Consider the following 11,446-nt stretch of genomic DNA (forward strand, 5'->3'; position numbering starts at 1 on the left):
ACATGAATAGCCGAAAAATAGCGGTAAAAACGTCCCAATATACGTTGCTGATCGCAGCGTTAATGCTATTCGCAGGGCCTCTTGTATGGATGCTCTCGACCATGCTGAAAACCAAAGCGGAAACGTATAAGGTACCTCCAACCATCCTGCCAGACACATTCAGTCTGGAAGCCTTTGAACGATTGTTCGCTGTACAGCCGATGATGTGGCAGTGGATTCAAAACTCATTGTTCATTTCCTTTTTTGTTGCAGCGGGAGCGGTGGTGTCCAGTTCACTTGTCGCTTACGGTTTCTCCCGCTTTGTGAACAGATACCGTAATATGTTGTTCCCGGTTGTACTTGTTACGTTGATGATTCCCCCGTCCATTATGATGATTCCCTCGTACGTCCTTTTTTCCAAGTTAAACTGGATTGACACCTGGTTGCCGCTCATTGTGCCAGCCTGGCTCGGAGGCGCCTATTATATCTTCCTGTTTCGCCAATTCTTCATGACCATTCCCCAGGAGCTGGATGAAGCTACATATCTCGATGGCGGCAATCGCTGGACGGTATATGCACGAGTGATTATGCCGCTGTCCAAACCCATTATTATGACAACCATCATTTTTGCCTTTGTGAATTCCTGGCTCGATTTTCTGGGGCCGTTCCTGTATATCAAAAATGCAGAAATGTTCACCCTGAGCGTAGGCTTGCAGCTCCTGATTGGTCAGACGAGCCAGGATCTGCCAGCACTTGCTGCGGGAGCATTCATCAGTATTGTTCCGATCGGTCTGCTATATCTGTTTGCACAACGTTATATCGTTGAGGGGGTGGTGCTCACGGGCACCAAAGGGTAGAGAGGCTGCCTGCTTTCCGGTTTTCAGGTGAACAGGACTTATTGATATGACTTAAAGGGGAGCTGTGTATATGAAAGCGAAGAGCAAACGGCTATTCAATGTGTGGGCACTTGTACTTGCTACAATGGTGGTCATCAGTGGATGTGCGAATGGAGGATCGTCGGAAAATGCCAACTCTGGAGGTTCCGGAAGCAGTGAAGGCTCAGGCGAGCCGGTAACCATCACGTACTCACAATGGGGGACGGCAGAAGAGCTTCATCGTACACAGGAACTGCTGGATCAGTTCATGAAGGCAAATACCGATATTAAGGTCAAACTGGAAGGCAAGGATTGGGGCAGCTATTGGGACGGACTGACAGCGAATGCGGCGGGGGGTACACTTCCGGACGTGTTCAAAACGAGTTATGCATACGTGGAGAAATACGCCGAACTGGGTATTTTCAAGGAATTGGATGGCTTGCTGGCGGAAAATCAGTTTGATCTGAACAATGTGGACAAAAGTCTGCTAGGTCTTCACCAGTATCAGGGTAAACAAGTATCCTTACCTATCGATGCCAACGTCATCGTATGGTATTACAACAAGGCGATCTTTGAGAATGAAACCACGAATCCTCATGATGCTCCCGTCCCTTCGCTCGAGCCCACATGGGATGAAATTACCGATATTGCAACCAAGCTGACGCTGGATAAGAACGGGAAAAGCGCAGACGAAGCGGGTTTTGATGCCGGAAACATCAAGCAGTGGGGCTTGTCCATTTCACCAGGATCAACGATGGATTGGTTTCTGGAGCCGGAACTGTGGTCCAATGGTGCGAAGCTGGTGAATGATGATGGTTCCCTTGCGCTTGAGACACCTGAAGCGATGGAAGTGCTGAACTATTTTATTGACTTGACCAAAAATAAAAAGATCAACACCACACCTGCACAGATTGAAGGTTTAGGTGGACAGGTGAATCTTGCGATTACGACATCCAAAGTAGCGATGAATCCGGGTGGTAGCTGGAATACAACCAACTACCAGGAGGCTGGCGTAGATTACGGCATCTCGTATTTACCAAAATTCAAAACAAACCAAACTGTTGTTCAGCCGGCAGGTCTTGCGATCAGTTCCAACACCAAGCATGAAGAGGCAGCATACAAGCTGCTTGCCTGGCTTGCGGGTCCGGATGGACAGACTGAACTTGCAAAGCAAGGCTATTCCATTCCGGCTAACAAGGCCGCAGCGGATGCTTATATCGCTACTGTAGGTGAAGATAATAAAATCTTCCTGGATGCTCAGCAGTATGGCATTGTATCCCCATTTACAACCAAGAAAACCGATCTGGTCTGGACGTACGGCGAGCAATCACTCAAACTTCCTCTCGCTGGGGACGGTGACCTAACCGCAGCATTGAAGGATTTGGCCTCCAAGATGCAATAAGCAGATAAAGAGGTGGAGAAATAGAAGGCTATAACCAATTGGCGGCAGTCGTGGGGAGATCGAGTTCCCTGGCTGCCGTTATTATGTTACGGAGACTGTGTTCTTTGTTGTAAGGGGCGGTTGGAAAGGAAAGGGAAGGGGGTGTCTTGTTGTTCGATGCCTCGTATCGCATTGACTTATGATGAGTTGAAATATAGAATTATATTTGCCGCAAATTTGGTTGTGCAGGAATGAAATTGCCCCAATACGAATGGAGTTTTAATACATAGATTAGAGGAAAGGTGGGGACTTCACATGGCAAAATTGAAGGATATTGCAGACCGCGTTGGTGTATCGATCTCTACCGTTTCACGTGTGATGAAGAACGATGTCAATCGATCGGTCAGCGATGAAACCCGCAAAAAGATCTGGGACACCGCTGAGGAGCTGGGTTATCGCTCACAGCGTCCGGCCAAGAAAAAGAAGACTGAACCTAAAACGGCCTATGCAATTGGTTGTGTGGTCGCCATTCCGCAGAACAAATACAACAGCCCTTATTTTTCAGTCATTATGGAAGGCATAGAGAAGCAGCTTGCTGAAGCGGGAATGCGACTGGAATTTGTGTATAGCATCGAGAACGATGGAGATACCGTACAATTGCAATCTCTGGTGAAGGAACATCGGATTGATGGCATGATTGTAGTGGAACGAATTGACCCGGAAGCTTATCGCTGGCTCAAAGCCAATGTACGGACTGTTGTTGGAGTGGACATTACGGACCCGGACATTCCAGTCGTTGGTTATGACCGTGAAGAGGCGGCGAGAGAGGCCACGAATCATCTGATTGAGCAAGGACATCGGATCATTGCCTACATTGGCGGTGCGGAGTACAAGAATGATTTTCGTGAGGAAAAACGTTTCCTTGGATACCAACGTGCGATGAATGGTGCGGGATTAACGATTGATGATCACTGGGTTATTGATGTGAAATGGGATGTTTCTCTGAGTTATGAATTGACCAAGCAGGCATTTACCAATAATGCGAATAGACCTACAGCCATTTTTGCCGCCAGTGATATGATGGCCATTGCAGCCATGCGCGCTGCAACAGAACAGGGACTCCGCATCCCGGAGGATATCGCCTTTTTTGGGGTGGATAATATTGAAATATCCGAATTCACCTCTCCGCCATTATCGACCATTCATGTACCGAAGCTGGAGATGGGCATGTTCGCGGTTAAACAGCTGCTCGATTATCTGGATCATCAATATGAAGTGGCTGTCAAAATGATCGTTCCGTACCGCTGCATATTCCGCCAATCTTCCAATGGCAAAATAGAATAGCTATCAACCCAAGAGTTCCCTTGTCCAAGTTGGACGAAGGGAACTTTTGATTTAAGAAATTAATCGTAGATCACATTTTTCCCTTCTTCACTTAGTTTCTTTAAAGAGGTGAGCATATGATTGATCTCTTCATCGGAGTGTCTTTCCCAGGAAGCTAATTCCGCTACTATTTTTAGAGGTGATTTAGATCGATATGAGCGTGTTGGATTGCCGGGGAATCTTTGATCCGTTAAGTTAGGATCATTTTCAAAATCTCCTAATGGTTCTACAATGTAGATTCTTTCTTTGGCATTCGTTTTTGCTAATTCAGCACCCCACTTAGCAGCATTTAATGTTCCGGTGAAGTAAATGTGGTTAGATTTTTTATCTTGGTAGTTGGATAAGTATTGCGGTTCTAATAAATCTCCAATGTTCAGTTCTGCTTTAGTACCATGAAAAAAAGGTCCATGATCTAATACATTTTTTGGGTCATTCATACGGATGCACCTCTTTTTTTAGATTTGTATTTTAGCAGTATAGTGTAGGAATCGCCAAAAAAACAGTCTATAAAAAACATAAAAATAACGTTACAATAGAAATAGAGAGAATGATATTGAGCGGAAATTACCTATATAGGCTGAATTAAAGGGTATGGTTTGGCACGGAAAAATGAACTATTTATGTTGTTCGTGATATTTCAAAAAGCAAGGAGCAGACTGCACTCGGCAGTCTGCTCCTTTTTTATAGCATTCTGGACAACTTCCGGTATTCCCGGGGGGAAATGCCTTCATATTTGCGGAACATGCGGCTGAAATAATGAATGTCCGGGTAACCACTTTGTACACCGACCGCCTCAATGGAATGATCGGTTTCCCGCAGCAACTTACGTGCCTCGCTTAGACGGATGGATTGAATGTATTCATTGGGCGGCATGCCCGCAATCTGTTTGAACAATTTGGCCATGTGATCCACACTCAGGTTTAATTGTTTGGCGATGCCTGAATTGGTCCACGGATTGGAAGGGGCGCCCTCTATACGTTTCATGAGCTCAAGCAGCTTCTCTCCGTGTACCGAATCATGGCGTGACGAACTTCGCCAGGATGAACGCAGCAGATGGGTCAATATTTGCAGCATCAAAGCTTTGCATACCAGCTCATATCCCGGTGGGCGCATCGTAAATTCATGTACCAATTGTTCCATAAGCTGCACGGTAGCTGGAGAAGGGGTATAGGTCGGGTTGAAGGATAGCGGCGTCATGCCTTCTGCGCAAGCTTCCACTGCGAATTTATGATGCAGAACAGTCTCTTCGTTCACAACCATATCGGCCTCGGTCTGAATGGTCAATTCGTTGAAGAAATCAAAATGAATGCCAATGAAACGTGCTTCCGGGCTGGAAACCACCTCATTCTGATGATAGACACCGGCAGGCAGCAAGATTAGCTGACCAGCCTTCAGATTAAAATTAATATCGTTCATATAAGTTGCAGCTTCGCCTTGAGAGACGTACAGAAGTTCAAAATCATACAAACGCCGCTTTGCCAGTTTGCCGGGAGGAAGGCTCTGGAATTGAGCATAATGCACGTTGGGGGACCATTCCTTGTAAGTGACGGTTCGTTGCAGAGGATATATCGCTTGTTGCAGAGACATAAGTTCCATCTCCTTTTTCAATGAGATTGGGCCAAATAGATCTAATTGAAACTAAACGGAATTGTGCAAATAATCTCTTTATCTCCTAAATAAATAATCACGTAATTTATTTATAATATATGTATTATCACATGTTCTTACGAGAGAGACAACATCACGGATTAAGCTAAAAAAGGAGAGGATGGACATGAACTCTCTCCCGGTGGAACGGAGCACGAGTTATTGCTGCGAACGACTCAGGTCCGTTGCACAGAATGGATTTCCCACGTCTACGGATTGGGAGCGATGTGTTCCAGTGGAACTGGTGGACACGGTAACAGGCAGACCACCTCATCAATCTACAGAAGTTCGATTTGGCTGGAGTCCCGAATACTTGCATATTCGCTTTGTATGCCAGGATGATCACGTCGTATCTGATTTCACGGAAAGGAACCAGCCATTATACGAGCAGGATGTGGTTGAACTGTTCATTGATGAACAGGGGGATGGCAGGAACTACATGGAACTTGAGATCAGTCCGCACAACGTGATATTTGATGCATTCATTCACAATAACGACGAAGGTTCAGCATTCCAGGCAGATGTAACCTGGCAGCTGAAGGGGTTGCATACGTCTGTGGAAGTGGATCGTCAGGGCCATCGGGTGTATCTGATCCATATTCCAGCGAGTAACTTCCAGTCGCCCCTGACTAAAGGGGTGTGCTGGAGGGTCAACGTGTACCGTATTGATGAGAATGTGCAGGGAGATCGGGAGTATCAGGCATGGCAGCCCACAGGGGCTGTAAACTTTCATCTACCTGCCCGGTTTGGTTATTTTCAATTGGGATAGCTGTGCATCACTGAAGAACAGGTTTGTATATTTTGGAGGAGGATATTCGGATGAAAAAAGGGATTAATATATGGTCGTTTCCAGGAGATGCCTCTATTACGGATTGTATTCAGACGGCGAAGCAAGCTGGCTTTGAGGGGATTGAACTATCCCTTAATGCAGAAGGTGAACTGAGTCTGTCTGCCACAGATCAGGAGGTTCGTGACATTCAGGGACGTCTGGAGGAAGCTGAACTCGAAATCGCGGGACTTGCAACCGGGTTGTACTGGGATTACCCGATGACGAGCGCTCGTCCGGAGATTCGCACGAAAGCACTGGATGTGTGTAAAAAACAGTTGGAACTTGCCGCGGCATTTGGTGTGGATACCATTCTGGTCATTCCGGGCGCGGTTGGTGTGGATTTCATTCCAGACAGCGAAGTGACGGATTATGAAGTTGCTTATGAACGGGCGCAAGAAGCCCTTGCGCACCTGCTGCCGTATGCGAAAAGTGCAGGCGTATCCATTGGCATTGAGAACGTATGGAACAAGTTTTTGGTATCACCGTTAGAACTGCGTGCCTTTATTGATTCTTTTGGCTCAGAGTATATAGGTTCATATTTCGATGTGGGCAATGTCGTGCAGAACGGTTACCCGGAGCAGTGGGTTCGCATTCTGGGTCATCGGATCAAAAAGGTGCACTTCAAGGATTACCGTCGTCAAGCGGGAGGGCTTCATGGATTTGTGGATCTGCTGGCTGGAGATGTGAATTATCCGGCGGTGATGCAGGCATTACAGGCTATTGGTTACGACAACTACGTGACTGCGGAGATGATTCCGCCTTACGCTCATCATTCGAAGCAGATCATATTCAATACATCCAAAGCGATGGATGCCATTCTTGGGCGTTCTCAGTAATAAATTCGGATAACAACGTTTATTGGCGTATTCATTCTATTTTGATATGGGAGGTTGAAATATGTTAAAAGTGGGATTGATCGGTTTTGGGTTTATGGGACGTATGCATTTTGACAACTATGTACGCCTTGCCTCCGAAGGGGAACCCGTGGAATTGGTAGCCATCTGCGATCTGAGAATAGAGGAATTGAAGCACGGTAAAGCAGCCGGTAATATGGCAACAGAGCAAGAGGTATATGATCTCACACCTTATCGTTTGTACGACAATATCGACGCGATGCTGGAGCAAGAGGAACTGGATATCATTGATATTACGCTGCCCACACCATTGCATGCTGAATTAACATGTTCCTTGCTGGAGAAAGGTTATCATGTACTGTGTGAGAAACCGGTTGCGCGCCATTCGGCGGAAGGCTGGAAGATGGCAGAAGCCGCCAAAGCGACAGGAAAAACACTGATGATTGGGCAATGTTTACGCTTCTGGCCAGCCTATGCCTATCTAAAATCCGTAGTAGAAGATGGTCGTTATGGAGCGGTCAACGCAGGTTATTTCTTCCGCGGTTCGGGTTTGCCTCAAGAGTGGTTCCTGGATGGGGAGAAAAGCGGGGGCTGCATATTAGATATGCACATTCATGATTCGGATATTATTCACTGGGTGTTTGGCAAACCGGATCAAGTATCCACGCTCGCTCGTAATGTTATTCCGGGAAGCGGCTATGATACCGTGTCTACCAATTATGTGTATCCTGATGGAAAAGTGCTGAATGCCCAAGCCGACTGGACGCTGGGGGGAGACTACGGGTTCTCGATGACGTATCGGGTGAATTTGGAGCAGGGGAATCTGGTCTTTGAGAATGGAGAGCTAAAAGTAAATCCCAACCATGGTCCTGGTTTCGTCGCGGAGCTGTCACCCGACTCGGGATATTATCACCAACTCAAATATTTTATCCAGTCTGTTCACACGGGCACGCCTGTATCTGTATGTACACCAGAGAGTGCAACAGGCACGCTTGAGTTAATTGAAGCCGAGATACGTTCAGCAGATGAGCACGGCACATTGGTTACGGTAAATTAGGGGCAGATTGAGAAGTCGTAGAGCTTGATATTGTAAAAATAAAGAAGGGGCTGTCCTTGTCATGAATATGACGGGACGCCCCTTTTAATCATCGAGGGGGTGGCTCGTTCCACTCGCTTACAATTACGGTGTGAGCAGAGAGAGGCGCAAAGGGATGAGCGCTAACGAATCGGAGACACGTTATTCAGGAGTATGAAGCAACTACGGAAATCTAAGGAACATGAGACGCCCTATTTAGAGATTTTGAGCCGTATATCGCGTTAATCGTCAGATTTTTAGGAAATAGCGTGTCTGGTGTTCCTTACAATTAAAAATGAGGGGCAGGAGGGACAAATAAGACTTCCTAGGTTCCTTAGAATAAGAAACAAGCATTCAAGCAGCCTTAAAACAAGAAACGGCCGACAAGCCCACAAGCAGCTCACACGCTAACTTGTATGCCAAATCTTTTTAAAGCCGCCTAAACCCTCCTAAATCATTCTAGATCATTCTAAATCCTTCGAAATTACCTACCCGAGTCCATCGACAGTAGCAGTCATTCCCCCTTGCGACCAACAACCCGCCAGTTATCCGCCTGCTCCACTGTTAACGGTTGGTGTCTGCGGATGTAATCCTCTACCAGTGCGGCCATATCTGTCGCGCCTTCGTGCAACACTTTTTTACCTGGATACATCGCATAATCTCCACCGCCAGCAGCACGGTAGCTGTTCATCACCACAGAGTACATGCCATCCATGTCCATTGGCTTGCCTTCACGTTCCAGCTTCACAACTCGACTACCTACAGGCCGGGAGATATCCAACTCGTATTCCATACCAGCCCACATATCGTAATTATAATGCTGAGGTTTGGGTTCCATATAAGCCGGATTGACTGCCACCTCGCCAGAAGCATTTACTTCAAAGTAACGAGCTGTTTGTTCCAACGCCTCCCGGACATCCTGACCACTCAGCTCCAGCACGGTCAGAGTATTAGGATAGATAAAGTTGGATAACACGTCCCGTACGGTGATGTGACTCCCGAAACCACGGGCTTCTTCACTTAGCATGGCGGTATTGGAGAGCTGCGCTCCAGTCGCTTCCATCTGCACTTGATGTACAAAAGCAATAAAAGGATGCGCCTTAAGCCGCAGAGCCGTTGCATTGGAGATGGACAAATCCCCAGCAACCTCGCCAATCGGTTGATCCAGCCATGCTTGTGCTTCAGCTTCCAGCTCGTCCGTAAGCTTCATAACTGTAGCATCAGGTTCGACCTCATTATGTTCATCCAGAAGTAAAAACCGGGCCTTCTTATCTGTAATCTTCCATTTCCCGCCCGATGATTGCTCCAACTGAACGGATACATGCCCCGCACCATTTCCGCTGAATCCCGGCTGAATGACGGTTACACCATGGATAGTAGCGGTAAGCTGACGATGCTGATGTCCGGTAAGCAGCACATCGATGCCTTCGATGTCCCGACAGATGGCATAGCCTTGATTTTCTCCAGTTAACCGTTCGGCAGGCTCTCCTGTTTCCAGATCACTCTCAAACCCGCCATGATAACTGACAACCATTACATCTGGTTGTTCATGCTCGCGTATATAGTTAACCCATGTACGAATGGTCTCCAAGGCATCAAGGAACTGCAAACCTTCAATATTCTTCGGATGCTCCCAGTTCGGGATATAATGTGTCGTTGCACCCAAGAGTGCAATTCGAACACCGGAGGAGAGTGTCTTCATTAGATAGGGAGGGCCGAAGGCTGGCAGAGCTGCACCTGTTGGAAGATCTCTCGAAGATTCTGATTCATTGGCTCTGTCGTGCTCAGCATGAACAATGTTGGCTGACAGCCAAGGGAAGTTGGAAGCTTCAACTGCTCGGCGCAGCAGATCCTGACCATAGTTGAACTCGTGGTTACCCATCACCGCAGCATCATAACCGAGTTCATTCAGAACTGTGATGAAGGGATGCCCTTCGTTGTTGGAAATCTGTGAAGCTGCATAAGAGGCCAAGGGTGATCCTTGCAGCAGATCCCCGTTATCCACCAGCATCAGTTCAGGTGAACGCTCGCGTTCCTTACGAATCAGGGAAGCCAGCAAGGCAAGCCCAGCCGGGCGGTACGCATTGGTATTGTAATGAATGGGGCGAATTGCCCCGTGCAGATCACTGGTATACAGAATATCGAAGCTTGCCGTAGGGTGTATGGATGTCATTTTACAATCTCCTCTAATATATAAGTTCTTCCCATATCTTCAACCATAATGAGCCTATTTTAACAGACTACAAGTCGCGCTGACAGCCTGACAGGAAACTTTACAAAACTCCAAATTTCGTTTCACATCGCGCAAATATTTGGCAATTATAGTAGACAAGTACTGAAAAATAGAAACTCTTTGGAGGGTGTTCGTTTGAAGAAGTCTGCTTTATTCTTACCATTGTTGATTTTGGTTCTGTTTCTGAGTGCTTGTGGGTCTAGCAGTAGTACAACAGGTTCGGCTAACGGGGGTAATGCGAGTCCGAATGCATCCGGTACGTCTACGGCAGAGACAGAGAAAGCTGTCGAAGGTTATGTGCCAACGGAATTGACGGTTCAATTTGTTCCTTCCCAGAATGCAGATACGCTTGAAGCCAAAGCGAAACCGCTGGAGAAGCTGCTTGGTGACAAACTGGGCATTCCGGTAAAAGTCAGCGTATCCACCGACTACAACACAATTATTGAAGCAATGGCTTCCAACAAAGTAGACGTAGGTTTCTTGCCTCCAACAGCTTATGTACTGGCAAAAGAAAAAGGCGCTGCACAAGTTATTCTGCAAGCACAACGTTTTGGTGTAAATGATGAGACAGGTGCTCCAACCGAACAGTTGGCGGATTCCTATAAATCCATGTTTATCGTGAAAAAAGATTCGCCGATTCAATCCATCGAAGACCTAAAAGGTAAAAAAGTTGCTTACCAAAACGTAACGTCTTCCGCAGGTTATGTATGGCCAGCAGGTCTGTTGCTCGACAGAGGCATTGATCCATTGAAAGATGTAACACCTGTAACGTTGAAAGGTCATGACCAAGGTGTGATCGCTGTATTGAACGGCGATGTTGATGCGGCAGCTATCTTCCAAGATGCCCGCAACACGGTAGCCAAAGACTATCCGACTGTATTTGAAGATACACGTGTACTGGCGTTCACTGAGCCTATTCCTAACGATACCATTGCCGTTCGTACAGACATGAATGCTGATTGGACTGCGAAGATCAAACAAGCCTTCATCGATATCGGTAAAGATACGGAAGGTCACCAGATCATCAAAGAAATCTATACGCATGAAGGTTATGTAGAATCCGATGATAGCAAGTTTGAGATCGTTCGTCAGTATGGCGAAAAAGTGAAAGGTGAATAATTTGGATCCAAAAGTAGTTCGGGATCTGTTCACTTTGTAGTCGCTCTCTTGGATGGGAACAGCTTAATCGT

General features: G+C 46.7%; 10 protein-coding genes. 7 read left to right on the forward strand and 3 right to left on the reverse strand.

Translation table 11 applies throughout. The annotated features are described in order from the left end of the window. Positions 1–2 precede the first annotated feature (2 nt). The 3 genes from MKX40_RS05160 (at position 3) to MKX40_RS05170 (ending at position 3,579) form a co-directional block, all read left to right on the forward strand. Positions 3–836, forward strand: a complete 834-nt coding sequence (locus MKX40_RS05160) for a carbohydrate ABC transporter permease (protein WP_339239959.1) — start codon at positions 3–5, stop codon at positions 834–836. A gap of 70 nt (positions 837–906) precedes the next feature. After that, positions 907–2,256 carry a sugar ABC transporter substrate-binding protein gene (locus MKX40_RS05165; RefSeq protein ID WP_339239960.1) on the forward strand — a complete coding sequence of 450 codons (1,350 nt, stop codon included), beginning with the start codon at positions 907–909 and terminating at the stop codon, positions 2,254–2,256. Positions 2,257–2,550: 294 nt separating this feature from the next. Next, positions 2,551–3,579, forward strand: coding sequence for a LacI family DNA-binding transcriptional regulator (locus tag MKX40_RS05170; protein WP_278296594.1), 1,029 nt, complete (start codon positions 2,551–2,553; stop codon positions 3,577–3,579). A gap of 59 nt (positions 3,580–3,638) precedes the next feature. On the opposite strand, the gene arr is transcribed toward MKX40_RS05170, so the two are convergent. Together arr and MKX40_RS05180 are read right to left on the reverse strand one after the other, a co-directional pair. Next, positions 3,639–4,055: an NAD(+)--rifampin ADP-ribosyltransferase gene (gene arr / locus MKX40_RS05175; RefSeq protein WP_339239963.1), complete on the reverse strand. Its 417-nt coding sequence runs from the start codon at positions 4,053–4,055 to the stop codon at positions 3,639–3,641. A gap of 244 nt (positions 4,056–4,299) precedes the next feature. After that, positions 4,300–5,205, reverse strand: a complete 906-nt coding sequence (locus MKX40_RS05180) for a helix-turn-helix domain-containing protein (RefSeq protein WP_339239964.1) — start codon at positions 5,203–5,205, stop codon at positions 4,300–4,302. A 187-nt stretch (positions 5,206–5,392) separates the two neighbouring features. Between MKX40_RS05180 and MKX40_RS05185 the strand changes: the two genes are divergently transcribed. From MKX40_RS05185 to MKX40_RS05195, 3 genes are all read left to right on the forward strand, one after another. Next, positions 5,393–6,034 carry a carbohydrate-binding family 9-like protein gene (locus tag MKX40_RS05185; RefSeq protein ID WP_339239965.1) on the forward strand — a complete coding sequence of 214 codons (642 nt, stop codon included), beginning with the start codon at positions 5,393–5,395 and terminating at the stop codon, positions 6,032–6,034. A 50-nt stretch (positions 6,035–6,084) separates the two neighbouring features. Then, positions 6,085–6,930 carry a sugar phosphate isomerase/epimerase family protein gene (locus tag MKX40_RS05190; RefSeq protein ID WP_339239966.1) on the forward strand — a complete coding sequence of 282 codons (846 nt, stop codon included), beginning with the start codon at positions 6,085–6,087 and terminating at the stop codon, positions 6,928–6,930. A 61-nt stretch (positions 6,931–6,991) separates the two neighbouring features. Then, the gene (locus MKX40_RS05195) at positions 6,992–8,005 is read left to right on the forward strand and encodes a Gfo/Idh/MocA family oxidoreductase (RefSeq protein WP_339239967.1); all 1,014 of its coding nucleotides are present in this window, start codon (positions 6,992–6,994) and stop codon (positions 8,003–8,005) included. A gap of 532 nt (positions 8,006–8,537) precedes the next feature. Here the strand turns inward: MKX40_RS05195 and MKX40_RS05200 are convergent. Continuing rightward, positions 8,538–10,196, reverse strand: a complete 1,659-nt coding sequence (locus MKX40_RS05200; RefSeq protein ID WP_339239968.1) for a bifunctional UDP-sugar hydrolase/5'-nucleotidase — start codon at positions 10,194–10,196, stop codon at positions 8,538–8,540. Between the two features lie 195 nt (positions 10,197–10,391). On the opposite strand from MKX40_RS05200, the gene MKX40_RS05205 reads away from it, so the two are divergent. Beyond that, complete coding sequence (locus tag MKX40_RS05205; protein ID WP_339239969.1) at positions 10,392–11,375, forward strand: phosphate/phosphite/phosphonate ABC transporter substrate-binding protein; 984 nt, start codon at positions 10,392–10,394, stop codon at positions 11,373–11,375. Positions 11,376–11,446 lie beyond the last annotated feature (71 nt).

This window comes from Paenibacillus sp. FSL R5-0517, assembly GCF_037974355.1.
GTDB lineage: Bacteria > Bacillota > Bacilli > Paenibacillales > Paenibacillaceae > Paenibacillus.

Bases quoted from the DNA above. Each gene is read 5' to 3' on its own strand.
- MKX40_RS05170 (WP_278296594.1), top strand. From the start codon at position 2,551: ATGGCAAAATTGAAGGATATTGCAGACCGCGTTGGTGTATCGATCTCT.
- MKX40_RS05180 (WP_339239964.1), bottom strand. From the start codon at position 5,205: ATGTCTCTGCAACAAGCGATATATCCTCTGCAACGAACCGTCACTTAC.
- MKX40_RS05190 (WP_339239966.1), top strand. From the start codon at position 6,085: ATGAAAAAAGGGATTAATATATGGTCGTTTCCAGGAGATGCCTCTATT.
- MKX40_RS05195 (WP_339239967.1), top strand. From the start codon at position 6,992: ATGTTAAAAGTGGGATTGATCGGTTTTGGGTTTATGGGACGTATGCAT.
- MKX40_RS05165 (WP_339239960.1), top strand. From the start codon at position 907: ATGAAAGCGAAGAGCAAACGGCTATTCAATGTGTGGGCACTTGTACTT.
- arr (WP_339239963.1), bottom strand. From the start codon at position 4,055: ATGAATGACCCAAAAAATGTATTAGATCATGGACCTTTTTTTCATGGT.
- MKX40_RS05185 (WP_339239965.1), top strand. From the start codon at position 5,393: ATGAACTCTCTCCCGGTGGAACGGAGCACGAGTTATTGCTGCGAACGA.
- MKX40_RS05200 (WP_339239968.1), bottom strand. From the start codon at position 10,196: ATGACATCCATACACCCTACGGCAAGCTTCGATATTCTGTATACCAGT.
- MKX40_RS05160 (WP_339239959.1), top strand. From the start codon at position 3: ATGAATAGCCGAAAAATAGCGGTAAAAACGTCCCAATATACGTTGCTG.